Origin of the sequence: Finegoldia sp., from assembly GCF_046991905.1 — a bacterium.
GTDB lineage: Bacteria > Bacillota > Clostridia > Tissierellales > Peptoniphilaceae > Finegoldia.
The window spans coordinates 32,285-58,459 of the sequence record NZ_JBKWZF010000005.1 but is presented as its reverse complement, the minus strand read 5'-3'; the positions used below and the strand labels follow the sequence as shown (position 1 = coordinate 58,459).

20 protein-coding genes are annotated in these 26,175 nt (G+C 29.4%); 2 read left to right on the top strand and 18 right to left on the bottom strand.

Going from position 1 to position 26,175, the window contains the following annotated elements:
• Nucleotides 1-2: 2 nt before the first annotated feature.
• The 18 genes from ACLUJM_RS03780 to ACLUJM_RS03695 all read right to left on the bottom strand — a co-directional run bounded on the left by ACLUJM_RS03780 (nucleotide 3) and on the right by ACLUJM_RS03695 (nucleotide 24,343).
• On the bottom strand, nucleotides 3-755 hold the full coding sequence (locus tag ACLUJM_RS03780; protein ID WP_412412227.1) for a hypothetical protein: 753 nt from the start codon (nucleotides 753-755) through the stop codon (nucleotides 3-5).
• Nucleotides 742-960: a hypothetical protein gene (locus tag ACLUJM_RS03775; protein WP_412412226.1), complete on the bottom strand. Its 219-nt coding sequence runs from the start codon at nucleotides 958-960 to the stop codon at nucleotides 742-744. Before ACLUJM_RS03775 ends, ACLUJM_RS03780 begins: the two co-directional genes overlap by 14 nt.
• Nucleotides 961-1,130: 170 nt before the next feature.
• A complete protein-coding gene (locus ACLUJM_RS03770; RefSeq protein WP_412412225.1) occupies nucleotides 1,131-1,394 on the bottom strand; it encodes a type II toxin-antitoxin system RelE family toxin in 264 nt (87 codons plus the stop codon).
• Nucleotides 1,391-1,609 carry a type II toxin-antitoxin system RelB family antitoxin gene (relB, locus tag ACLUJM_RS03765; RefSeq protein ID WP_412412224.1) on the bottom strand — a complete coding sequence of 73 codons (219 nt, stop codon included), beginning with the start codon at nucleotides 1,607-1,609 and terminating at the stop codon, nucleotides 1,391-1,393. The genes ACLUJM_RS03770 and relB overlap by 4 nt, the downstream gene beginning before the upstream one ends.
• Nucleotides 1,610-1,719: 110 nt before the next feature.
• Nucleotides 1,720-2,346: a nuclease-related domain-containing protein gene (locus ACLUJM_RS03760; protein ID WP_412412223.1), complete on the bottom strand. Its 627-nt coding sequence runs from the start codon at nucleotides 2,344-2,346 to the stop codon at nucleotides 1,720-1,722.
• Between the two features lie 28 nt (nucleotides 2,347-2,374).
• Entirely contained in the window at nucleotides 2,375-3,448 is a 1,074-nt protein-coding gene (locus ACLUJM_RS03755; protein WP_412412222.1) for a hypothetical protein, read from the bottom strand.
• Nucleotides 3,449-3,451: 3 nt separating this feature from the next.
• Entirely contained in the window at nucleotides 3,452-4,738 is a 1,287-nt protein-coding gene (locus ACLUJM_RS03750) for a hypothetical protein (protein ID WP_412412221.1), read from the bottom strand.
• A 38-nt stretch (nucleotides 4,739-4,776) separates the two neighbouring features.
• A complete protein-coding gene (locus ACLUJM_RS03745; protein ID WP_412412220.1) occupies nucleotides 4,777-5,706 on the bottom strand; it encodes a hypothetical protein in 930 nt (309 codons plus the stop codon).
• 62 nt (nucleotides 5,707-5,768) lie between these two features.
• Nucleotides 5,769-13,337 (bottom strand): CHAP domain-containing protein, encoded by a 7,569-nt coding sequence (locus ACLUJM_RS03740; protein WP_412412219.1) that lies wholly within the window; start codon nucleotides 13,335-13,337, stop codon nucleotides 5,769-5,771.
• A gap of 31 nt (nucleotides 13,338-13,368) precedes the next feature.
• A complete protein-coding gene (locus ACLUJM_RS03735) occupies nucleotides 13,369-16,185 on the bottom strand; it encodes a VirB4-like conjugal transfer ATPase, CD1110 family (RefSeq protein ID WP_412412217.1) in 2,817 nt (938 codons plus the stop codon).
• Nucleotides 16,172-16,771 (bottom strand): PrgI family protein, encoded by a 600-nt coding sequence (locus tag ACLUJM_RS03730; protein ID WP_412412216.1) that lies wholly within the window; start codon nucleotides 16,769-16,771, stop codon nucleotides 16,172-16,174. Before ACLUJM_RS03730 ends, ACLUJM_RS03735 begins: the two co-directional genes overlap by 14 nt.
• An 11-nt stretch (nucleotides 16,772-16,782) precedes the next feature.
• Nucleotides 16,783-17,802: a type IV secretion system protein gene (locus tag ACLUJM_RS03725; RefSeq protein ID WP_412412215.1), complete on the bottom strand. Its 1,020-nt coding sequence runs from the start codon at nucleotides 17,800-17,802 to the stop codon at nucleotides 16,783-16,785.
• A complete protein-coding gene (locus ACLUJM_RS03720) occupies nucleotides 17,803-18,399 on the bottom strand; it encodes a hypothetical protein (protein ID WP_412412214.1) in 597 nt (198 codons plus the stop codon).
• 101 nt (nucleotides 18,400-18,500) lie between these two features.
• Nucleotides 18,501-18,893, bottom strand: coding sequence for a hypothetical protein (locus ACLUJM_RS03715; RefSeq protein WP_412412213.1), 393 nt, complete (start codon nucleotides 18,891-18,893; stop codon nucleotides 18,501-18,503).
• Between the two features lie 235 nt (nucleotides 18,894-19,128).
• Nucleotides 19,129-19,302, bottom strand: a complete 174-nt coding sequence (locus ACLUJM_RS03710; protein WP_412412212.1) for a hypothetical protein — start codon at nucleotides 19,300-19,302, stop codon at nucleotides 19,129-19,131.
• A 10-nt stretch (nucleotides 19,303-19,312) separates the two neighbouring features.
• Nucleotides 19,313-22,618, bottom strand: a complete 3,306-nt coding sequence (locus ACLUJM_RS03705; RefSeq protein ID WP_412412211.1) for a VirD4-like conjugal transfer protein, CD1115 family — start codon at nucleotides 22,616-22,618, stop codon at nucleotides 19,313-19,315.
• On the bottom strand, nucleotides 22,618-23,106 hold the full coding sequence (locus tag ACLUJM_RS03700; RefSeq protein ID WP_412412210.1) for a hypothetical protein: 489 nt from the start codon (nucleotides 23,104-23,106) through the stop codon (nucleotides 22,618-22,620). Before ACLUJM_RS03700 ends, ACLUJM_RS03705 begins: the two co-directional genes overlap by 1 nt.
• Complete coding sequence (locus tag ACLUJM_RS03695; RefSeq protein WP_412412209.1) at nucleotides 23,087-24,343, bottom strand: relaxase/mobilization nuclease domain-containing protein; 1,257 nt, start codon at nucleotides 24,341-24,343, stop codon at nucleotides 23,087-23,089. Before ACLUJM_RS03695 ends, ACLUJM_RS03700 begins: the two co-directional genes overlap by 20 nt.
• A 439-nt stretch (nucleotides 24,344-24,782) precedes the next feature.
• Here ACLUJM_RS03695 and ACLUJM_RS03690 point away from each other — a divergent pair, with 439 nt between their 5' ends.
• Both ACLUJM_RS03690 and ACLUJM_RS03685 read left to right on the top strand, forming a co-directional pair.
• Nucleotides 24,783-25,661, top strand: coding sequence for a replication initiation protein (locus tag ACLUJM_RS03690; protein ID WP_412412208.1), 879 nt, complete (start codon nucleotides 24,783-24,785; stop codon nucleotides 25,659-25,661).
• Entirely contained in the window at nucleotides 25,654-25,905 is a 252-nt protein-coding gene (locus ACLUJM_RS03685) for a DUF4176 domain-containing protein (RefSeq protein WP_041250677.1), read from the top strand. The genes ACLUJM_RS03690 and ACLUJM_RS03685 overlap by 8 nt, the downstream gene beginning before the upstream one ends.
• Nucleotides 25,906-26,175: the final 270 nt, after the last annotated feature.

The following is a 26,175-nucleotide window of genomic DNA, read 5'->3' as shown; positions in this document are numbered from 1 at the left end:
TATTATTGTGGCGTTTCTACGTTGAATGAATCATCTTCAATCGGTTCTTCGCCTTCTGTTTTTTCTGTCTTCGTTTCTTTATCTGTTTCACTTTCTATAGAATTGTTTTGATCTCTGCTTTGACTTTGCAAAACTAATTTTGTGCCTTTTTCGATAATGATAATATCGCCTTTATTTAAAGATAATATTTCACTTGTATTTTCGCTGTCGAATGATTCATTTGGGATATCTGGAATTACGGGATAAACCAATACTCCCTTAATATTACCTTCTACGCTATATGATCCAGCTTTTATATTTCCTTCTCCTACGCGATAAATACCAGCTTTAACGTTATTAGGGTTACTTCGGTCAAATTTTAGCCTTTCTATTTTAAATCCATCTACCTCAATTAAATCCCCATTGCTAACATTCAATATGCTATCGTGTCTAAATACTTTAGTAATGTTTCCTGATGGTTTATTTATCTTGACAATTGGGCTTTCTATTAATCTTCTTAAAAGAATATCGCCTTGTTCTATATCTTTACCAACCTCAACATATTTATAAGTACTCTTTACGGGTTCTGTCTTAATTCGAGTTGCAAAGGCTGTATTGTCAAGATTCATAGATAGCTTTTCAGAAGGCACATCTACTAATTCACCACTTCCTATATATTTTGTTGGTAGCTCTACTTTTTTATCATTTTTACAACTTGTCATTATTAATATTAGTGCTATGACAGATACTGCCATTAGCTTTTTATTCTTCCTCAATTGAAAAATCTCCTAACATTTCAAATACATTATTAATAGTCTTGCATTTACTTAAAACACATTCAGCTAGTAATATTTGCAAATCATCTTCTGCTTGTTTTAAGTCTTTTTTCGCTTGGTCTAAATCACTTTGTTTTTTATCAACAATACTTCTCTTTTTTTCTATTCTTTTTTCTTGATTTTCAATTTTTGTTCTAAAATCCATAAAATCCTCCTTATTATCTTTTACCTATCCTTGTTATACCCACAAATAAGTGGTGTTTGGAAAATAAAAAAATGTTATTTGTAGATTAATAACATGTATTGTATCTACAAATAACATTCTCTTTTCTTTATAAAACAAAAAACCCTTGAACTGAATCAAGGGTTAATCCTTTAATCCTTTAAATAAACTTTTCGTCTATGATCTACGTCTACCACGCATATTATAAGCTTATTATCATTGATTTCACAAATTATTCTATAGTTTGACACTCTATATCTCCAAAAGCCTTTTAGATTAGCCGAAAGTGCTTTTCCTCTTACACGAGGCTCGTCTAACTGACTAATTTTATCCATATAGTTAATAATCATCTTTTGGACTTGTTTGTCTAGTTTTTTTAATGATTTTAAAGATTTTTCTGAATATATAACTCTCATAAACCTAACTCATTTTTAACTTCTTCACTAGTATAGAATTTCATACTATCTTTATTTAAAAGATAGTCTTTAATTATCTTTTCATCATATTCTTCTTCAATTTTCTCCAACAAAGATTCCCTCGCCCAATCTGACAGCGTTTTGTTTTTTTCTTTCGAAACATTTGTAAAAAGTTCCTTATCTGATTCGCTTAACCTTATAGTTATAGTAGCCATAAAATCGCCCCTTTATTGTGTTACATTGTAATATAAGTATAGTATAAATTTTAAGCTTAGTCAAGCTTAATCTCGAGAAAACCTACAAAATCATCAACTTTACAATTGACTTACAATTGACGGCTGACAACATTTCTAACATGTTCCCTATTGCTGATATTTAGCTTATTTTCTTCAATCAGTTCTACAATGTTTTTTAAATCATTTGGATTTAGTATCTCTTTATCCGAAAGTTCTTTAACATTTCTAGAAACTTGTGACATCTTGCAGATAACAGAATTTTTGGTTTTAACCTTGATTTTGGCATCTGGAGAAAATGCAACAACAGAAAAATATCTCATGTTTGGATAATACTTCCTCAAAATTGATTTAACAGCTTTGATGTGTGCGTAATTTTGTAAAATTGGATTCATAAACTCATTCTTATTTCCATGAATATTTTGAATCCACTTTTTGCTATATTCAGAGCCATAAATTAATCCTTTGTAATTCTTCGTTTCAATAGAAAAAACACCATAAGTTGAGATAACTAGATGATCGATTTGCGTAGAATAAGTATTTCCACTCAAATTTTCTAATACTAGATTATTTATAACAGCATATTTTTCTCTATCAAGACTACTTAATTTCATCTTAACTATAGTCTCTCCCATGTACCCTTTGATTCTTGGCCACAAGCTTTTCATGACTAGACAAAGTACAAAAAATATTCCAAATGAAATATACAAATCTTGCATACATCCTCCCTTATCTCTTATTCTTTAGTTAGAATTGTTTTGACCTTTCAACCTTTCTATAAATCTTTTCAACACTAACTTGATCCGTTCCTCTTTTTTCAGCTACTGTTTGGCAAGCGTTCATTACTCTAATACTATATGTTCCTCCGTCACTTACCGATTCTTCTAGCGTTTCATTTTTCAAATCATCCGAACTAACTACGGGTGTTGTTTTTTCTATTTCATCTTCAACTTCATAGTATATACTCTTTTCATAATCAGTTATTTCTTCTACTCCACCTTTAAACCTCATATCTAGAATATAGTCCATCCCTCTACCCATGAAGTTTTCAGAACCACCTTCTAAATAATTAGCAAAAGCTATTGTTCCATAGAACTTATCCACGTCTCTTTTATCATCGTAGAAATAGAAATTAACGGGTTTATTTTTTAATTTCTTTTTTTCTAATATATCATCGCAAATTCTTCTTAAATCTTTTTCTTCTTTTTTATCAGTTAATATATAGAATTCTGTTAGTTTGTATTCATAGAATACATCTTTATTAGACTTGTTTTCATCTTCTACTTTTTCTTCGTCTATCTTATTACGTTTGTCTTCTTCAAGTTTTTTTACTATTGTATAAGATAATGAATCTACTTTTTCTTCCTCTTGCTCATCTTCTACCGGAACGTCTTTTTCAGAAGGAAGATATGTAGATGATCTATACTGAAAAATAACTGCAAAGTTTAATGCTAAAGACACAATTATTGCTCCTACAATAATAAATCTATTGACCTTAAAAACATCAAAATCAACATTATTTTCGTAATTTTTTATAAAAGTTACTACATAAGGTGTAACTAAGATTAATACATTGCAAGCAATAACAATCTTTAATATGCTCGTTATTTTCACCATATATGTTGGACTTAAATACAAAATTCTATATGCCAAAAACGACACTATTATCGACAAAGCAATATATAACAATACTGGTGAGCCATATTTGAATATCTTAGCATTTCCATCTTTTTGTATCTTAAATATGCTAAGAGAAAGGGTAAGATATATTACAGAAAATATACTCACAATTACTGCTGCTGCCACTAGCGATTTTACCATTTATTACCTCTTTTCTTTTAATTTTTCTTCTTCTTTCATTTGAAAATAATATTTATCCCAATTATCAAGTAACATTTCTTTAGGACACTCAATATTTTCATCTCTACCCCATGGATATATATCCCTTTTCCCTACTCCATGTTTTTCTTTAAAGTACTGAGAAACAGCTCTTTGATAACCCATAAGTTTCCATGTTTTCCTATTATAACTATCTAGCATTTTTGCATCTTCAATAAATTGTGGATTTATTGATAGTTCTTTCATTAACTTATCTTCTTCTTCAACATTTGAACATTTATTAAATCCATACTTTTCTCTAAAATCATGATCTATTTTTTCTTCTTCGGGCGTTGGTTTTAAAAGTTTTTCTTCACCTAAAACTTCATTAACAAATTCATAGTCAACAATTTGTCCTATCTTATCTAAAAACTTTCTTAAATGATTTTCTTTAAAATCGGTTCTTGCCCTTTCCGGACATAAGCTACGCACCTCATCTATTTTGTCTTTTCCGTACTTTGAGTTGAAGAAAAATGGCGATGTCCATATTTCACCAGGATGTGGTAATTGTGATTGTGCCAATTCACGCTCCTTTATATCTTCTTCACTAATATGTCTATGTGTTAATTGAGTGTAATTCAACTGAAATTCATAAACTGCCTCATCAAACTTTTTATAAAAATATTTTTGTATTTCATAAAACTTATCAAGATTATCTTCTTCGACCTTTTCTGATTCACCTTTTGCTCTTAAACGAAATGGACTACTTGAACGCAATCTATAGTAACGGTCGGTGTTTTCAACCTTGCCCTTTGCATACTTTATCATCCAATTACCACCTGTTAAATCATGCAAAAAATCTTGATAATCTCCAGAAGCAACTCTTAGATAGTCAAAAACCATTTTGATTATTTCTTTATCGTAAATTACATTCCTACCTATATATATACACCCGTCATCATCTAATAAATCCTTTTCTATCGCATTTAAACATTCAATATATTCGTAAGGATATATATAATAAAACCAATTTTGAAGCTCATGACCTTCTAAACGAAACTGAAATCTATCTTTCCTATTTGTCAACGAATCTTTCCAACATTCTAAATGATATTCTTCTACTTTCTTCAGCCTGTTTATTTTATTACCTTGAGGATATTCGTATTTATCATAATATACTAGTTTAACAATATCCTCTCTTGGAGGTGTATAATCATATCTTGCCTTAAAATCAAAGGTTTCTATATCGAATACATAATCTTTATCTGGGATATACTTTTGTAGTTCAAACATTTTTATCCTTCCTTTACATTGAATGTTACCTGTGACTACTATCTTTTCTTATAGAAAGCATAGCCTCCCGCAACTACTATAATTGATAAACCTGCAAACACTAATAAAATTTTCATATTTCTTGTATTCTCTCGTTCTTTTTGTTTATTAATCATTGCTTGTTCATCTGTAGGCTTTAGTATAATTTCTTCTTCTTTTTCCTTTTCAGCCTTTTTATTAGGGCTTTCTCTGGTTTCTTCTTGTTTTTTGTCTTTATTTGCATTTTGCATTTCTTCAAGTTTTTCAGCACTTGGGCTTATTACAGATATATCTACAACTTGAAATCTTGTTTTTTCAGAAACATTAATTTGTTGTTTTGAAATATTTATTTGAAACTTTGAAAAGTCTTCATCATCTTGATACACCTTGTATATAGTATATGTTCCGTAGTTAAAAGCTTTATCTAGTTGTTTTCCTGTGCCTACCACTACTTCATACACATCTTTTGTTTTATCGTTTGATAAAATTATTCTTAGTGGCTGTTGATTGGCTTGATTTTTAGTAACTCTAAATCTAATAGTTCCAGCCTTATCTCTATCCTTTATATCATCATATCTTTTACTAGCATTTATCTTTCCGTCGTTATTTACCCATCTGATAAAGTTTTTTGACTTAGCATCATAATCGTATTTCATATCTTCATTATTAGCTATGTCTTCATATTTTAATTTGTCATCACCAAATGTTACCCAGTTATTTCTTGTCTTTGCTTTTTCGCCAGTGATTGCATTTACTAATTCCCCTTTTCTATTGTATATGCAAGTTTCGAGAGAATCAATAAAAGATCCTGATAAGTCAGGATTAAAAGCTGGTTCATCACCTTTTTGTTCTATTATGTTTTGTTGACCGTCATAGCTTGCTATACTTGTTTGACTACAAATAACACAAAAAGTAACTGCAAAAATAAAATATTTAAATAATTTCTTCATAAAAATTTAGGGGAGATTTAATCTCCCCTTATCTCCTTTCATAAATTTTTATACTACTTTCTCTAATGTTTCATCATATTATTAGCATTTTTCTCAACTCCAATATATATAAATACACCATTACGTGCCCTTATATAACCTGGTGAAAGTAATCTTTCGGAATATTCTTTTGGTATAACGTTAAATTCGCTGACCCAAACCGAGCCATCAGGATTAACTGCTTCAACAAACATTATATGTCCGTATGCACCACCTGTTGTTGATAATGCACAGCCAGCTACAGGTTTATCTATAATATACGTTTTACACTCTCCTCTTTTTGCCGAATAACGCCAATTTCCTCCATCTCCCATGCCAACTAAGTGGAATCCACCTAACTCTCTGGAACGATTATATACATACCAAACACATTGACCCCTAGGAGATTTGTTAGTCCAGTTTGCAGCTGTTGAGTGTGGTTTAAAAACTCTAATATCATCAGGTATTTTACCCATCTTAGAAACTTGTCTTGAACCAGCAAAACCGTAATTTCCGTCATATCCACCTGTAAATTGTGGAACAGCGTCTACTTTACCTAAAGAATCCTGGAATTCTTCGAAATCATTTTGCATTGAAGCCCATCCAGTTTCTAGCATATAACTTTTTGCGTTCTTTTGGTCTATAATTCCTGAACTCATACGCATTGCTGGGTTTAGATAAGCCCTTCTGATTTCACCTTTTAAGAATTTGTTAATAAATGATTCGTTTTCACCCGGCTTATATTGATAGAACATGTTCATATATAATACAGATTCATATTTTTCAGTATCATTAGCTGTTTCTTTAGTTCTTTTAATTTCTTTTGTAGGATCTACTTCATTTGGATTAGTATTAAGTTTAGTTTTAGTATGAACATCAATTTCTAATGATTTCTTACCAAAAGCTATTGCTTCCTTTTTAGTATTAAAAGCAATCTTAATATTATATCCTCTAGTATCATTTGTGCTACCGTCTACAGTTGCATTACCGTAGCCTGGTATTTCAACTTTAGCACCTTTAGCGATAATTGATCCATCTGCTAATATTATACCCTTTTTAATAGGTGTTCCATTCGGCGTATTAGGATTTTCCTTAGTTGGATAAATTCCAGTTGCTGTAACCTTAACTTTTGTCACTAAATCTGGTGAAATAGAGTTGTTTTCTGTTGGATTCGTAACTGGTGTACTAGGTGATTGAGTTTGATTATGCTTGTTACCTAATGATTCTTTTTGAACAGCCTCATAGATTCTAGCCATAAACAAACTAACACTTGTTTGCCATCCCTTTGAATCACTACAATATAACTTACTAACACCAGCTACTGATTGACCGTTATAATATCTACCACCCGGAGTTAAATACAATGTATTTAACTTGTTACAAACAAAACCATAACATTCTGCAAAATTTCTAAAACCATTTGCGTTAGTATATGTGTTTATGTCGGTTGCGTTCCAAGACAAGATATTATTTTTTTCAGCAGCTACTCTTGCACCATAACCAAACCTACCAAAAGCACCACCATTTTCTGTTTGTATTATTGCGAGCATAAATGCTGGGCTTATTCCAGTCCTTTTTTCGGATGCAACTACTTCGTCAAAAAATCCTCTTGCATTAGGGTGATTTTCAGGTAACATACTAGAACGTGGAAAATATTTTTTAAATACCCTAGTCCATTCTTCTGCTGTCAAATTGTACTTATACAAAGGAGAGCCTGGATCATTTGGATTTGTTGTCAGTGGGTTTACAGCACTTGTACCCAATGCTGACATATCATTCCATCTAGGTTTAGGCTGAGCCTTTTGAGTTAATTTAACTGTACCTAAAGGATCTCCAGCTGAAACAATATAGTTGTTATTGGATTTAACTATCTTATCTTTAATTTTATCCATTGAAGATTTGTCGAGACCACCTAACATCATAATCATCATCTCATCATTTGATTCATCCGATTTGTCTTCTTTTTTATCCTCTTTCTTGTCAGCTTCTTTTTTATCCTCTTTCTTGTCAGCTTCTTTGTTTTCTTCTTCTAAGTCTATCTTATCTCCATCTTCGTCAGTCATATCACCTTCGAATTTATGTTTTTTTAACACGTCTTTTATGATTACATATTCTCCACCCATTCTGTTAGCTTGTTTAAGCTTTGTATCAGAATCTTTAAAAGAGTTTGATGCAACCATTACCTTACCATCCATTGGCGAATAGATTGTTGATGCATTTTCGTCTATTTGTTTATCCGTTCCATTACCTGTATTTGAAACAACAACATCTACTACCGTATTTACATCCTTGTCATCATCTACACTCTTGTCCTTATCAAATATCATCCCTATTGATTTTAAGAATCCGATCTTGTCTTGATCTCCTTCGTGTCCATATCTTCTTCTAATATATGTTGTAGGGAATTCATAAGGATTGTTTGGATTTTTTATAACTTTTGCATCTACTTCACTATAATAAGTTTTTGGATTTCTTCTAATCCAATTTATACCTTCACCAGTTTTCTTTTCATATCCTAGAGGGTTTTCGTATTCATACACAATATTGTTCATCATATCGTCAAGTGATGATACACGTTCTCCCCCGCCTTCGATTAGGGCTAATCTATCTATACCTAAATTAGACTTGTAAATCATCTTATCTGGCGAGTTGTCTTTAATTTGTGAGAACTTTTTGATTGCAAATGGGTTATACCAGTTATCAAACGGTACAGAACCAAATTTCGTTCCTTGAATAGGAACAGTACCTTTTTTATATCTAATCATATTACCTGATGAATCTTTTTTATATCCAAAAACATCCACTCTTCTAAGAGTAATATTTTTCGAATACGCTTTATTGTGAAGCTCACCATGTATTTTCATAAGCATTGTAACAGGGTCTCTATATTCTATAGCTGTCCTATTTTTTAATTTTTGAACCCCTCCTAATTCTTTAGGATAGTTTATTTCGTAATTACCAGTAACGGTATTTGCTTTGTTTCTAATATTACTTGCTATATTCCCTAAGTCCATTTCTTTTAAAGAATCTTTTGAAATGTTTTCAAACTTAGCTTTTGTACTAGAAAAAGCTTGTGCTGGTCTTTCAATCTTAGAAGACATGTCCTTATCATACGTTGTGAATTTTTCTAAGTTATCATCTGAATAAAGAGTTTCTAGATAATACAACAATCTTAAAGCATCTGTTCTTATGAAAATATTGTTGTCATCTTCCTTTTTTCTAAAAGGCTCTTGTATTAATTCTCTTTCTACCATCGGAACATGAATAGGGCTTGTCAATACACCTTGTTGTGTTTGGTTATATTTTGTTCTTGCTTTAGACAACATTTCTTTGTATTGTTTATTTGCTTCTTTATTCTTTTCATAATCTAGTTTTGTAATCCTGTCATAGAATCTTGTTGCAGGGTCATATTCCTCTCTAACCATGAACATATCGGTTATTATCGTAAAACTCCCCATAAATGCTAGCACTATTATTAACGTTGATGCAACAGCAACAATAGGAACTAAATTTGCAGCTATAAAGCCAACAGTAGCAGCAATAAATTTTCCTACAGCTAAAACAACTTTAGTAATGGCTGCTTTTACTTTTGCAATAAATACAGTTAATTTTTTAATTCTTTGAGGAATTTTTGCAATTTCTTTACCGGCTTTTTTTGCTACTTTCTTTGTAGTTTTAATAGTTTTCTTTGTAGCTATTGCTGTTGAGTGTGCTTTTAATACAGCATTTGATAAGTCTTGACCGTAGTCGTTAACATATCTTAGATTATTTAATGCTCTTAAGGCTAAAACTGATAATTTCTTTTTCCTAGGTTTTATTAATTCACCTTTTCTTCTTTTTGCATTTAAAGCTGCAAATAAGGCTTTTTGAGCTTTATTTAAATGTAATCCTTTAAAAATTCTGTGTGAACTTTCATAATACTTTTTAAATAATCTGTAAAAGTTTATAGAAAATATCGTAGCCCTAAAAGGTGTAGCTATTAGATACCTTGCAATGTCATAATTTAAAGAATATATTCTTGCTGTTCTATAGAAATCGGAAGCATATTGATTATCTTTTAAACCTGCTTGAATATATCTTGAAACAATCATATAAGTGTATTGTTTTGTCATTCTTCTAGAAGCTTGCTTTTTATATTTTTCTGATAAAGCTTTATTCTTATCTAATTTCTTTTCTATTTTTTTTAGCTTTCTTTTGGAAAAAGCATTTATCTTTTTATTACCTTCTGCTATATCTTTTAGATATTGTATTTGCTTTTCCTTGGTGCTTAAAAGATTAATATTAATGCCATATTTCTTGAACAATCTATTCGTTCTTTTTCTTGATGTGTCGGATATATTATCTATTAATGTTTTTCTGATACCTTTAAATTCTATTCTTTCATTTAGCTTAGGGTCATTTTTATAGATTTTCTTTTGTAAATCAACAAATGATTTTACCTCTTTTGCTTTTAAATTTGTGTATATACTTAATTTCTTTGCCATTAACAAAGTAGTCATAGCGTAAGAATTGTGATATCTTGCACTTAAATCTACAATCACCTTATTTTTTATATTTCTTAAAGCGTCTGGTTGAGCAGCTATTGTATTGTAAATTTTATAATAGCTTTCTTTAGAATCCTCTTTAAAGGTTTTGTTTATAACAGATTTCGTTAGACTTTGTATTTTATTATCCAACATCTGGTATTTATGATGTTCTTTTGCAATCATTGATGAATGTTTAGAAATAGATTTAGATATGTTTATAATATCTTCGTGCTCTTCCTCTAATTTTTCCTTTGATTTTTTCACAGCATCTTTTATTAATGGTCTCATTTTGTCAACGCCTACTATTGCATAGTCGTTGTATTTTGAAATCATCTTATTTCTAAATCTTTCATCTTTAGCTTTGAAATAAAGATTTGAATACTCTTTAAATGCCTTTGTTTTGTAATAAGCTTTTGAATAATTTAGATTCAAATCTTCTATACTATACGGTTTTACCTTTAACTTATCTGCTATAGAGTTTATTAATTCCAAATCCTCTTTTTTTAATATATCATGAATATCATTTTCAAATGGATTAACACTTTTTTCTAAGCAATCTTTTAATAAGTTATTATACTTAACATATCTGATTTTAGCCTCATCAGATTGATTCTTATATAACTTTTGTTGTTTTACTAGATAGTTATCTACTCTATCTTGTATTTCTTCTTTGCTTTTATTTTGTTCTAGAACATACTCTATCCTTTTTCTATCGAGATTTCTTTTATATACTTCAAAAGTTAGCTCTTTTCTGTATTGATTCTTTAAACCATTAAGAGTTTTTACTGTGTTTTCAATAGCCTCTTTATCTGCGTATGAAACCCTCATTTTTGCAATAATATTTTTAGTCACATCTGAAATCGCATCTTGATTTTCTCTTTCAAGATTTTCAAACGGTCTTTTTATATTGGCATAGGTATAAACACCTTTTTCTTTGGTGTTACATATTAATTCTTTAAAATTATCGTAGTCAATATTTGAATTTTCGCTTAATTGTTCTTTTAAGTCACGTGACCTTTTGATCAAATAATCTCTATTATCATTCGCATTATCTACTCTTTTTTCTATCTCAGATTTGTTTGAATCTTCTAAATCCCACATATCTTCATAATCGTGAGGATTTTCATTCAAATCTCTCGGCAAATCAGACAATCCCTTATAAGAAATAATATTATCTACGACTTTAGTTCTAACCTCTAACGGCTCTCTTGTTGTTTGAGCAATATTTCTTAATTGGGTGTTGGTAATAATCCCGTTAGTGTAGCAATCTTTCAAAAACTGCCTAGAATTTTTATCTAATTTTGTAGAATATCCCTTAAATAAATTATCTGACGAATTTTCTATTAAAGGAATATCGGGTGAATTTTTGTTAAAGTTTTCCAAAAACTCTTTTTTAATACTATTAGATACAAATGGAAGCTTAGCATCGTTAGCTTTTAAAAACCTATCTACATCATTTTTATCGCTAGACTTAATCGTATTTAGAATATACTTAACTCTTTGGTTGTTGATTGATTCATCATTGATTTTAAATGTGTTTATTGTATTTTCAAAATCATTAAAGTCTTTGATGTTTTTTAGATTATTACCTATTTTCTTAATATCGGGGATTTGTTGGTTAAACGAAATAGGGCTTTTTTCATAGTTTTGTACCATTGTAGTTAATACATCTTTTCCTACACTAGTATCACCCTTCGATGCAAACATTATGTTTTTAAATTGTTGTTCACTAATAAGCCTTTTATCCTTAGCCTCTATTAAGAATTTTATCTTATCATCTGATAAATTAGTTTGAATGGCATTTTTGTATTCATCTTTTACAAAAGATTTATACTCAAATTCACTTCTTTCCCCTTTAACATCTATTAGCTGATATTTTGAAACATCGGAAGGATTATATGCGAAAACTTTAGTATATTCTTTTTTCAAATTTTCAAATTTTAGAGTATTTGTTCCCGCATTTCCGACCCCTTCATTATCGGTATGAAATGTATCTAGTTTTATTGTTCCATTTGTTGCCGTTCTTTCGTTTACACTTGAAGATAAGCTTGTTGTATTGAAATTTTCTAAACCGCTATCCTCAAATTCCGCTAAGCCATTGTTTACATTATCTATAACGTTAATTAAGCTAGATTTATTATTCGCTTTATTTTTCAGATAATTTTCGTACACATTAAGCATACTTGTAGATTTAGATGCAAGATATTTATCAAAATCAATCTCACTAATATCTTGTAGTGGTTTTGCTATTTCGTAATCTAGTTTTAGTTTTTTAATTTCATCAAAGTTTTCATTTACAAAATCTTTAGCTTTTTCGTATTTGAACTGATCTTTAATATCCTCATTTGTAACTAGCTTTCTTTGATTTAAAATAGCAGCAGTTTTAAAGCTTTGTAGAGGATTTTCGTTTATGTTTTCTTTGAAAAATTGGTTGAGATTATCATCTGTGATTTTAGATTCAAATTCATCCACATTTATTGTTCTTAATGTATCTGCATTTAACTTTTCAAAATCTAAATCCTCTTGTCTTTGCTCTTTCCATACTTGCAAATCTTCTTGCATGTCTTCTACGCTAAATCTATCTTTATTGTCTTTATCCTTTAAACCGTATTGATTGTTTAAAGCGTTGTTAGACATGTCAATTAAATTTTTCAATTCGTTTTCTGTTATTGTATTATTGTTTGTTTTGTTAATGATATCATCTAAATATTGATTATTAGCATTTGAAATCGCGTTGTTGTAAATAATATCATCAACTTTGTTTTCAATATTAGAAATTTGGAATTTTTTATTTTCCAATTCTTTTTTAACTAAGTTAATAGCATCATTTGATGTTATATTGTTATTGTATATATGATCTCCGAGTTTATCTAATAATTCATTATATGATTTATTATAATTTAAGATAGGAGATTGTATGTTGATACTATCTTTAAGTTTATCTTGAAATTCTTTTAATTTTAAATCTTGTGCCTTTAAAACATCTTCGTTTGAAATGTCAATTTCAATTCTATTTTTGTGTTTTTGTTGATACAAGATATAATCTTTGGCTTTTAATTTAATATCATCTTTTTTCTTATTTGCCATTTAAATCTCCTATTCAACAAAGTCTCTATTATTAAGAGACTTTGTTTTTTTCCTCATTAAACTTTGATTTTAAATGGAATGAATATTTTATGTCATACATTTTGTTAAGTTGTTCTTTAATCTTTTCTTCAACATCTTTAGATTTATTATCTTTATATTCTTCCATAAGCTTATCAAAGTCTTCTTTAATCTTTTCATCCTCAGCTCTATATCTTTTAATATCTTTAGGATCAGATGTTGTAAGCTTATATAGTTTAGAATCTTTAGCTATTATATTTTCAAAAGGAACAGTTACACCTTCTGTCATAATTAATCCTTTACCTTTAGAAGCGTTATATATATATTTTTGTTGTTCTTTTGATAATCCGTAAAGTTCTGTTAAAGTCGCTAAATCGTCTTCTGATTGGTTTAGTAGACAAACATATCCTGTAGCGTTATTAAACATTGTTCTAGAGTTTTCTGTTCTAAGCATATCTGATATATTTTGTGTAATACCCGTAATTACACCATCGTATTTTCTTGAACGCTTAAACAATTGATATAAGAACGCAGTTGAATATTCATTATTTAACATCAAATAGAACTCATCTATGAAAATCCAAGTTCTCTTTCCTTTTTTCTTGTTTTGAATAATTCTATTCCATACATTATCAAGCATTATCAACAAACAAACACCTTTAAGGTTTTGTGTTACAGAGTTAAGGTCGAATGATATTACCCTATTTTTAATATTGATATTAGATTCTTTAGAGAATATATTCAAACTTCCGTCATTAACATAAATTTGCAATACTTGTGCTAATCTTGTAGATGTATAATCAGCCTCTTGTACTAGAGTTTCGTATAGCAAGTTTAAAGTTGGAACTTTATTATCCTTTTTGCATTTCTTGTATAGTTTTCTACCTACAACATCTATTGTAGAAATTTCTTCTGGTGTTAGAGTGCTTGAATCACTATTTTTATTAATTCTTGTAATCATTGCAAAAAATGAGTTCAAAAAGTCTATCTTCGTAGAAACTGGGTCCGGTTCATTTTCAAACATTTCATTTTTAACAAAGTCATTTTTATCTACTTCGATTTCTTCTTCTAGTTCCATCGGGTTAATATAGTTACCTTTATTTTGACCTAATGTAATTATTTCCCCATTTAATCTGCTAACTAGAGTTCCGTATTCGCTTTCAGGGTCTACTATTACGATATCGTCATCTGTAGATAAAAAGATATTTGCTATTTCATGTTTTGCAGCCATTGATTTACCTGAACCAGGTGTTGCCATAATAAAGCCTGATGGGTTTTTTCTGCTTAATCTATTAAGCAAAATTATTGATTTGCTTGTTGGGTTTACACCGTAAACAAAACCACCTGGTTGATATATATCTTGCGTACTAAATGGTTCAAATATTCCTAATGATTTAGATAATAATTGACGTGATACATCTAGCCTATTATATCCAAAAGGTAAAGCTGTATTAAAAGCAGCCTTTTGTTCCCAGTCCAAATTACCTAATACAATACCATGACTTCTACAAAGCGTGTCGATTCTGTAGTTATTATCCATAAGCTCATCTATTGTTTCAGCCATAGTCATTATGCAAAATGTAGTAACAAACATTTTTTCATTTTCTTCTTGGATTTTATTTTGTATTTTTTTAGCCTCTTCCAAGTTTTCGATTAATGATTGTGCAACGAACTCATCACTTACACCCAATCCCTTACCAGATAATTTTCTTTTTTCACCGAACTTTTCTGTGTTCATAAAAGATATCTTAGTTCTAATCATTTGCTTTGTTTCATCTTTTGGAATTGGATTAATATGAATCGAACAAATCATGTTGATATTTTCAGCTGTCAAATCTTGTATAAACTCATCTGTCATTTCAGTAGGAATGTCTTTAATAAATCTAACTTGACCGTAATATCTTCCCCACTCAAAAATTGATTTGTCTGTAAAGTCAGCAGACTCTTCCGCTAAAAAGTCTTTTGATGTTAATCCATGTCTAAAATACATTCTTTTATCGTAATTTGAATTTGAATGATTCATCGGGTCTAGTATAGTTTTAAATAGTTTCAATCTTCCTTTTGCAGATAATACTTTTACAACATCATCAGAATTTATTGGATAAATATCTTTTAATCTTTCTTTGATGGCAGTTTCAGCTCTTTTTAATTTTTCTACAGCATCTTCTAAATCATCAGCCAATACTGTATAAGTGATAAACTTTCTTCTGTTTATTCTGTTGTTTTTATCTGTATCATATTTTGCTACGTTTTGTTTATTAAGTTCTATTCTAAATTCATCATAACCATCATCTTTTAAATCTATGTTTACATCATTTACAAATTTCTCGTGACTTACAAGTTCATTATTAAAAGATAACTCGTAGGCTATATTTTCATCTAATGTGTTTAAAAACTTAACATAATTTAAGAACAATTCGTTTTGTTTTTTTTCCGCCAATAACTTATAGTTAATATCAGCAAACTCAATTGTTCTTGAATATAATAGGTTTTCTCTAATAACCAAAGTACCATCACTCAAAAGCCTATCATATCCAATTAAGTTTTGTGTTGATATGTTTTTCTTATCGTAAATATCTGCTTTGGTATTTTTAGCCTTTTTTTCTTTCGTCTTTCTTAATTTAAGTTCTTGTTCTCTTTTGCTAATAGCTTTCTTCTTTATTTGTTTGTTGCTCTTTAGCTTTCCTGTAGTGTTTATATCTTTAGCTATTAAAACATTCTCATCTAATTGATTAGTATCTTTGTCTTTAGATTTTTTAATCTTTTTATCTTTAGTATTTGTTGGTGCTATTTCTTTTGTTTTCTTTTCTTTCTTTTTAAATAATCCCAATCAACTCACCTCTTTCGTCAATATTAAATAAAGCCTCTTCTTTAGGTTTCCCTTTTTTATATTTTTCGGCTATTTTTTTCCTGTAATCTACTGTTTCCTTACGGTGATTTATTAAACCAACATAGTTATATTCTTTTTTATCTACTAAAACCTTGTTGTTTAATAATTGCGAATAATCGTCTTTATCTAATATCTCCCCTGACTTGATATCGAATTGTGTCATTTGATCTTTTTTAAAAACAAATCTTTTTCTTTTCTTATTATTTAACATGTTATAAAAGTCTTGATTAACGCTTGTTTTATATGTCAGTTTATTCACTCCAAACTTGCCACGATATAGCTTTTTTAGATAATCTTCCATATTTAAGTTATCTTTTTTTATAAACCCAATCATAGCAATTGGTACTACCGTTAAAAATATTAGATAAGCAATTACACTCATTTTTAAAAACTTTGACAAGATTACCGTTTCTAAAATAGCTAAAACTAGCCCACTACCTAAAGCGAGTAATTTTCTTTTCGTAAGATTTAAAAATATCTTATTTTCATATTCTGAAATATCTTTTGGTATATTAACCTGAATCAAAAATATCCCTCCTAATTAAAAGCTCCGCCTGTTGCTAAGTTTGCAACCTGTCTTGCCTTTTTAAATAACGTCAATGTAGTCAAACTCATAAGCATACTTCCTGCAATTACTTTCAAGCTTAATGTAAAAGCACTTCCAATTTCTAAAGCTTCCATAGCCTTAACTGGATCTTTTGACGAGAATACTTTTATAAATGTTTGTGGGCTTGCTACTAAACCACTAAACAAAACCTTCCCAATTCCTTCTCCGTTTTCCATTACATTAAATACATTCAAGAAAAGCTGTGTTGATATCTTTGTCGCAACTAAAATTAGCATTATATTTAACCCTATACTTAAAATTGTTTTTAAATAAGTTAATCCTGTATTAGCCCATTGTTCACAGCTAAGAGAAGCTACGGCTATTGGAGCTGCGAAATAATATAATACACAATCCACCATTACACCTAAAATATAAAACCCTATCATTAACGATATTGCTAACATTGCAATTGCCCCTAAAGCAAATAACAAGACTAGTATTATTGATGATAGTTTCAAAGTACTTGCCATATTATCTATTATTTCTTCTTTGATTGCATGTTTCGAATCTAACATGCCAGCTAATACTGTATTTGCAGAAAAAGCTGTATCTATTGTAGTAATCTTAGAAAAGTTTTCAACAGCCCCTGCAAACCCAGAAACTACGGATAAAAATATTTCTTGAATACTTTCTATCAACATTTTTATAATCATGATTTTAAAGAAGAACTTTAAAGGTATTACTATACCTTGTGCTTGAACTGTATCATTTTTCGAAGCCATAGAATAAAGTCCTAATACAAAACCTATCGCTAAGATTGTGTATGCAACAGCTAATACTATATGATTTAATCCTGTTAATGTAGTGTCACTTAATAGGGTTCCTGACGGTGATAAAAACATATTCATGTTTTGTCTTGTAAAAAAACCGCCTACTTTAGCTGTTACATCTTGCATTTCTATCATGAATTTAAAAAGCGAAAGAATCGCTTCACAAAACATCTTCCACATTTACAAAACTCCTTTCAAAAATAAACTAAAATTGATTACTAAAGGAGAATTCCAATCTATTTCGGGATTTGTTGTTAGTTTTGGTAAACTTGTCAAAAGAGATGCTGAAATAAGTACAACTACTCCACCACCAAATAACGCCGCTGATTTATATATCTGATGTGCTGATTGTGCACTCACTGCAACACCAAATTGTATTAACGACCAAGCAATTGTTAAAGCTGCACCATATTTTAAGAAATACATACTAGCATCTAACAGCCCTTCAAATTTTAATTGTCCGTTTATTCCTACTGCATTAATTGCAAAAAGTAAAAACATACCAAAGGCAACTGTATAAAATCCTGTCATTAATTTTGATGTGTCTGTTAAGCCTTCCGCTAAATGTGAGCCAATTATTACTAATCCACTAACTATTGTTATAGTGCTAAATATCTTTACTATATTAACAATCAAGTTATAGTGCGAATTAAATGCCTCTGATAACGGATTAGTTCCAACAGTCTCTGCAAAAGAAACAGAAGATAAGTTAATTGATACAAGAATTACTAATAGCAACAAAGCCACTATTTTATAAGTAATTTTATTTTTTTTCAAATTTTTACTCCTTTATATTGTGTCTAGCCCTATAAAATATAGGGCTTTTCACAATTTTAAATTAGCAAAGAATACCCACTCTAATTCTTTGCTATTTTTTTCTACGACATGAAATATTTAACTATTGTTGGTAAAGATAATCCAAGTACTACTAATGCAACGCCACCAACGAATTGGTATAATTGTGATTGTAGTTGTTGACCGTTATTAATTGCCGCAAAACCACTAGCAATGCCTATAGCTGCTAATATAGCACCTACTATCGCCATTAACTTACCGAAAAATGATACAACTTCAATCATTAAGTTATTCGCTTTTTTTGAAGCTCCTGAATTGATAATTCCTGCTGCAAAACCAGATCTTACTGTTAATATATATGCAGCCATAATAACTAAGGAAGCTAAAATTATTACGTATTTATGTTCCTTGATAAAAGTCTTTGCTTTAGATAAAAAGCTTTCTTGTGTATTTAACACCATTGTGTTCGTATTCATTTGTATTACAATCTCCTTTTTAATTTAATATGATAGCGAAAAAAGTGGGATTTTTTTGTATTAAAAATGCTATCATTTACATCCTTGTTATACCCACAAAAAAGCACTATTTGAAAACATTTATTGATCTTTTATCAAAAATAGCTTAAAACCTTATTAAAACATCATTAAAAATGACAGAAATACTAACGTATATAAGCAAAAAAAGAACACCGCAATACTGCGATGAACTTTTTTAATATTTTTTTCTAAAATTATTTAAGCTTTTTTTTGAAACATCACTTAAATTTTCACCGATTTCACGCATAGTAAGCGTGTCATCTACAAAAAGATTTGATGGTTCATATTCAATGTCTTTTTGTAATTTCTCTCTTTTTTCTATATATTTTTTTATTTCAAATTCATTCAACCTTGTTACCTCACTCAAAAACATTGAAATCATCTAAATAGTCATCAGTATTATCTATATTATCAGATAAGTCTTCTTCCAAATCAATGTCTTTATCTTTCACAGATTCTTTATTATCCTTTTCATCTTCGATATTAAAGAAATCATCAATACTAAAGTCATCTTCTTCTTTTTCCACAATCTTAGATAATTCCAGTTCTTCTCTAGCAGAAATTTCAGATTCTGTATCTTTAGATAAAATCGAATTTGTAAGCTCACGATAATTACCATCATATATTCTAACTTTTGGTATACTTAAAATCTCATCTCTAGTCATTATACTAGAACCATCTTTTTCAATAGGCAAATACTTTGTATTAAAGCCTTCATCTTTAATTTTCTTTCTGATTTCATACATAAGTTTTTCCCTTTGCTCTATCGGTGTACGAGTATAAATACGGTTTAGTGTCTTTTTACCTTTAACACCTGCTAAGTGATTAATATTTTGATGGTTTATAGTTTTGTACTTATCATCTTTGATTGGGAATTTGCCATTGATGAAAAGAATTGCTCCCTTATATACAGCAACCTCTTCTGCTGTCATTAAAGGTCTTCCTGAAACACTATGAGATTCTGATACAGAAGATTCTTTTCCTCTGGTCTTGTTGTTTGTAGAATACTCAATGGTAGTTTTGCCTAGCATATCCGAAATTTTACCTGTCAATGTCGATTTATCTTCACCCCTACTACTACCAGCTCCTAGAAAAAGTATATAGTTTACGTTAGCCATTATAGCTTCAAGCCCGTTTTCACCGTATACGTCTTTGATTTGAACAAAAGACTGAGCGATCATTGTAATCCCGATGTTACGACTACGGTTTGTAGAAATAATCCCTAGGTAATCGGGAAGCTTTCCGATATTTGTAAACTCATCAAGCACAATCTGTAAAGGAATAGGTAATTCTCCGTTATCGTAACGCCTAGCCATCTCGTACATCTTACTAATTAATTGATAAAACAAAATAGAAACCAAAAACCCTAGTGATTTGTCATTATCTGGTGTAATTATATATAAAATACATTTCTCTTTTCCACCAAAATCCTCTAACTTTAATTCATCTTTAGCCGTTAGATTTCTCAAAGCTGGTGATGAAAATTTTGATAACTTACCTTTTGCAACAGACAACATTGAAGATAGTGGTTTTTCTGATTCCTTAGAAAACTCTTGCCATAATCCAAAAGTGTATTGTTGATACTCAAACTCTTTGCTTGTCTTTTGAATATTTTTCTTCATATCTTCTTCTAATTGTCTCATCCTATCAGGAAACTCCCCTTGCTTTGTTGCAGGATCTATTGATCTGATTAGATTTAAAGCCTCTGTTGGATTTTGTTTTGATTTATCTGTATTAACAAATTTTAGGTACGCAAAAACGCACTTGATTATATCTTTACCTTTTTCTTCCCAATAATCATCAGTTCCTTTAGACGATGAATCCTCTTTATATGAAGCTAAAGCTGAAACAATTTTCGTTATATCTTCAATTGATGAGATGTATTCAAAGAAATTATACCCATCTGAATTGTACCTATCTTCCTCTTTGTCAGCTTCTGTTTGAACAAAGTTTAGTATCTTGATCTTCCAACCTCTTTCCTCCATAAACTTTCCTGTCGCTTTTAATACGCCACCCTTTGGATCTACTACAATCTGACTGTAATTTGATTCAAGAACATTTGGCGTTACAAAAGTCCAAGTCTTACCTGAACCAGAACCCCCAATTACTAAAATATTATTGTTATCTGCCCCACTAATATCACGACTAACAGATGGCTTTACATTATTTGTCAGAATAAAATTATTAGTAACCTTGATGCCGTTTGTTTCGCTTTTCACGTCTTTTTCTGAATTATTTAAACTTTGTACGCTTTCCCATCTTGCCGCTCCATGTTCAATACCCTTTGTGACATAATCTCTTTTTCCGGCATTTCTGTAATACCAAATATATATATACATGGATGCTATAAGAACACCAGATAATATAGCTATTAAGTTGAAATATATAAGTGGATGTAGAACGATTAAGCCGAAGAATTGATAAGGATTATTTAGCAAAAAATCAACCTTACTAAAATATGTTTCCGGGGTTTCTGACAATCCAAAACCAACAATTTGATTTACAATATAGAAAAAAATGAAGGTAAATAAAGCTGTAGTAATAAACCTTGCCTTTCTTTTGCTTTTTTCAGTACTTACATTTTTAACTTTACCACCCTTTAATTCTTGTAAGTCAAAATCATTATCTATATAAGCAAATATTAGATTTAAGCATGTCATGTCAGTTTTTGTAAGCATTTTTGAAGATTTTGAAAACCTATTTTTCAAAAAGTATATATAACCCTCTAGTTCATTTTTTATATCAAAGTCTGTAATATCTTCAATAGATACTCTTATTTCGTTAAGTAAATCTAAAAAATTTGATACAAAAATAGGCTCGGAGTAACCATCGGTTACATTCTTGCTGTACTTATCTTCAAGCTCAATCAATTCTTTTTCAACTACTTTTATATTACTTTTAGTAAATTTTTTATTTGTTTTTTTATATTCTTTAATAAATTCGATTCTCCTATCTGCTATGTCTTTTTGTTTATATCCAATCTGATTTTGAATTATTAAAGAATTTAAAAAGCTTTCTAGTTTACTAATCAACCCCCTTGTTTTGTATATATTAGTATTATTTATCCACAGATTAATGTATTTTCCGATTTTCAAATCATCTTCAATTGAATTTTTTTGTTTTTCTAACTGCTCAAAAACTAAATTAATTACCTTATAATCTAAACTTTCTGAATTAGTTAATTTCTTCTTTTGTTGTTTCCTTTCTAGTGTTTTTTTCCTACTTTCAAGATCATTAAAAGCACGAAAACTATTAAATGCAAAATCAATTTTCTCTATGTCAGTTAATACATATCTTGAAATCTTTTCGTATTCAATGTCATTTTCTTTAAAGAACTTTTTAAAATCAAACCTATCTACTTTATCACGCACTTTGCAATCAGTAACAAAATTTATTTTAGATTTATCAGCTGATGTTTCTATATAGTATTTGAAGCTTAAATCTTTTATAATAATTTTATCCAAATACTTAACTACATCTATTAAAGATAAGTTCTTTGAGTTAAAAAGCGATGAGTTATACAAAAAATAAATTATATCAGCATATTTTTTATCAATTTCATCCTTAAAATTAGCTTTTTCTTTAAGATTAGAATAAACCTTATCCAAATCTACTGCATTTTCATTTTCTATAGAAAATTGAGATACTTGCGATAGTTTTTCCATTATTCATCACCAAAATCCAAATTTTTTTCTAATGTCATCGATTTTTTTTCCATTTCTTTTTCTTTTTCCAACTGCAATCTTAATTCCTTTCCTAGTTCAATTTGTCTTTCAACCTCGATTTCTTTTACAGTCTCTCTTTGTGATGTCTTATACACCGTATATATCGTATTGGCTTTAACTTTACTCAAAACATCAAATCCTTTATCATGCTTTATAACATCGAAGCCCTTATCTTCCAAATAACTGACAATCTTATCTGTAATAGTCTCATAGTAAAAATCATCTCTAGACTGATACTTTTCATCTTTAGAATTTATAAGTTCTTCAATCCTGTCTTTCGTGAATAAATCAGAATTATCTTTATTTAAAAACCTAACTCTATCTAAAACCTTAACTAAATATGAATCTGTTTCAATAGCTAAATCGTAACCTAAAATGTAAGTTACAAGCTCTACGGATTCACCTAAATTAATATAACTCTCTGCCAATCTCTTTTTCCTCCATGCATTTATTTTCTCTCTCCAATTTAATCTCTTTATCTTCTATGAATTCTTTGCTATTAGCTTTTTCTATAAGTAGATTAAAAAATTCTTTAACCTTTGTAGTATTTGAAAAAAGTAATTTTTTTAAAAATTCATCATCATCATCATCTAAATCACTTAAAATCTTCATTTCAAACGCAGACGTCTTAGCTATAAAGCTCTTTTCTTCATCTTTGTATCTTCGTCTATAATTCTCAAAGAACTCATTTTCTTTTCTTTCAACCTTTAAACTGGCAAAAATATTTTTCATGTAAAAATATTTTTCATGGATTGCTAAAACATCTTTTCTTAAATCTTTCAAAGCCTCAACATTACTACTTCTTAAAATATCTTTAATATTTGTTTTATTTTCTTTAACATCTGCGTAAAGTGATTTAATTTCTTTATCTAAATCTTCTCTAGTGTTTACATCTACGATGACTTTAGATAGCTTTCTATATCTATCTTTTTCTTGATTCTTTATATATATAATCCCTTTTTCTTCCTTAACTTTTAACCCTTTTTCTTTAAATAGCTCTAATGCACTACTAGCACTATATGCTTTTTCGTACACAATAGATCTAACTTTAAACTCTAAAATTTCTCTTTTGCTGAACTTCTTTTTGTCTCGATACTTAAAATTAATGTCTATCTCTTTGTTTTTACGCTCTAGTCTTTCATCTGGCTGATAAATTCTTTTGTTAATCTCATTCCAAATTAACTCGTACATATTTGATAATCCCTTTTCAATACATACATCATTTAATTTTTTTCTAAGTTTAGACTGGATTGAGTAAAGTTTTTCGTATTGATTAATCGAATCATTACGATAACTTGATACAATCGAGTGCGTATGTATATTTCTACCATTGACATGACTTGCCAATACCATTGGCTGATTAGGAAATTCTTCTTTCATAATTTCCTTTGTAATTTCTAAAGCCTCTGTAACGGTTAACTTATCTTGTGGATCAAAAGAACAAATTATGCTTAGTCCTTCATTCTTTATTTTATTTTCATATTCAATGCCATACTTAACAAAACTATCACACGCTATTATTGGAGAACTAACTTTATTTTCAATTTCGCATTTACCGCCATGAATTTCTCTAACCAGCATGCCGTAGTATGTTTGCTCATCTTTTTCAATGTAATCAATAGAATTTGATATGTTCTTTATAGCTCTAACCTTTAAATATGCCATGCGTTATCCCCTCTCTTTATTGTTATACCCACGAAATTATATGATAGAATATGATTGAAAAGAAAAAAATAATAACCTCATAACACAATGTTGTTATTTTATTTGTATTTATAGTTGTAATATAGTTGTAATATAGTTGTAGGTCTTCTGTATTGGTTTAAAACACTATGTTTCAAGAGGGTCTTAGACGACATTTTGGGTAGAAAAGACGACAAATTGGGTAGGTAAAGACGACAACTTGGGGCATAAAAACGACAAATTGGGTAGGCAAAGACGACATTTTGGGTAATCAAAGACGACAACTTGGGGATAGCGAAATGTGGATAACTTTTTCTGTGGATAACTTAATGTTTTCTAATGTATAGACGACAAATGTTTACATACTTCGTCTTTTATGGTATTATGTATTTATAAAAAATAATACTAACAGGAGAAAACTATGGCGAATGAACCGATAATATGGGAACACAGAAATCTAATTGAAAATTTTGAGTATAAACGCTCCGTTAATTTCAACAACAGATTTAATACTGTTCCACTTCGTAATTTTAATGCTACTGAATTAAATATATTAATGTATTTATGCTCTAAGTTGAAAAGACAAAGGGATAAAATTATTGATATTTCTTTCGAAGACATTAAGACATTAACTAAATATGGAAGCAAGGATAAAGAAAGGTTTATAGAGGATTTACAGTCAACAAATAGAAAATTATTAGACTGTAAATTTTCGTACGAAACAGAAGACGATTTAATTGACTTAGTATTATTTACTACATTTAAAATAAGTAAATCACAAGGCAAATTAACCGTAAGAGTTAACGATGACTTTCTATTTCTTCTAAATGATTTTACAGAACAGTTTACTAGATTTGAACTCAATGAGTTCGTTGATCTTAAAAGCAGTTACACAAAAGAGTGCTATAGAAGACTTAAACAATTTAGTGATACAGGACATTGGTATGTTTCCATTGACAGATTTAGATATGAATTAGATATACCAGATTCATATAGAATGTATGATATTGATAGACGTGTTCTAAAGCCAATTAACGAAGAATTATCTGAACTATTTGATTATTTTAAAATTATTAAAAAGAAAAAAGGAAACAAAGTTATAGGTCTTCAATTTGATTTCACTAGAGAAAACAGAGAGAAAAAAAATAAGCTAGATGCAGATGAAATTATAGAATCATATTTTGATATGCAACAAGAACTACAGAATCAACCTACTGGAAATTTCTATTTGGAACATAAAGAAGAAATTGAAGAAAATAGAAAAAAATTTTTAAAACTTATGGAGGACAAAAGTGAATAAAGACAACTTTACTGACCTACCACTAGGAACAATTATTATGATAAAAAAGGATAATGGATACAAAGATATAGTAAGAATAACTAAAAAAAATACACCGAATCCATTTGGTGATGATGAAACGATTTATGATTATTATGGAACAGAACCGTATCCAGTCTTGATACCTGAACAGCTATATTTCTTTTATAGCGATGATATTATTGAGATCATTAAATATCCCGAAAATAAAAAACAAATGAATTAAAAATATCGACTATTGCTATAATTAGCGATAGTCTTTTTTCTTGCTCTTTCAATTTATTTTCCAAAATGTCGTCTCTAGAAAAGTCAGTTCCGAAATGTCATCCATAAAAACACGAATTCCAAAATGTCGTTAATAAGGTGTAGAATAAACCAAAAGTAGAACAGAAATACAGATATAAAACACATTCCCCAGAATGTCATCCATAAAAACACGAGTTCCAAAATGTCGTTAATAAGGTGTAGAATAAACCAAAAGTAGAACAGAAATACA

Bases quoted from the DNA above. Each gene is read 5' to 3' on its own strand.
- ACLUJM_RS03775 (WP_412412226.1), bottom strand. From the start codon at position 960: ATGGATTTTAGAACAAAAATTGAAAATCAAGAAAAAAGAATAGAAAAA.
- ACLUJM_RS03770 (WP_412412225.1), bottom strand. From the start codon at position 1,394: ATGAGAGTTATATATTCAGAAAAATCTTTAAAATCATTAAAAAAACTA.
- relB (WP_412412224.1), bottom strand. From the start codon at position 1,609: ATGGCTACTATAACTATAAGGTTAAGCGAATCAGATAAGGAACTTTTT.
- ACLUJM_RS03760 (WP_412412223.1), bottom strand. From the start codon at position 2,346: ATGCAAGATTTGTATATTTCATTTGGAATATTTTTTGTACTTTGTCTA.
- ACLUJM_RS03755 (WP_412412222.1), bottom strand. From the start codon at position 3,448: ATGGTAAAATCGCTAGTGGCAGCAGCAGTAATTGTGAGTATATTTTCT.
- ACLUJM_RS03750 (WP_412412221.1), bottom strand. From the start codon at position 4,738: ATGTTTGAACTACAAAAGTATATCCCAGATAAAGATTATGTATTCGAT.
- ACLUJM_RS03745 (WP_412412220.1), bottom strand. From the start codon at position 5,706: ATGAAGAAATTATTTAAATATTTTATTTTTGCAGTTACTTTTTGTGTT.
- ACLUJM_RS03740 (WP_412412219.1), bottom strand. From the start codon at position 13,337: ATGGCAAATAAGAAAAAAGATGATATTAAATTAAAAGCCAAAGATTAT.
- ACLUJM_RS03725 (WP_412412215.1), bottom strand. From the start codon at position 17,802: ATGTGGAAGATGTTTTGTGAAGCGATTCTTTCGCTTTTTAAATTCATG.
- ACLUJM_RS03715 (WP_412412213.1), bottom strand. From the start codon at position 18,893: ATGAATACGAACACAATGGTGTTAAATACACAAGAAAGCTTTTTATCT.
- ACLUJM_RS03705 (WP_412412211.1), bottom strand. From the start codon at position 22,618: ATGGAAAAACTATCGCAAGTATCTCAATTTTCTATAGAAAATGAAAAT.
- ACLUJM_RS03695 (WP_412412209.1), bottom strand. From the start codon at position 24,343: ATGGCATATTTAAAGGTTAGAGCTATAAAGAACATATCAAATTCTATT.
- ACLUJM_RS03690 (WP_412412208.1), top strand. From the start codon at position 24,783: ATGGCGAATGAACCGATAATATGGGAACACAGAAATCTAATTGAAAAT.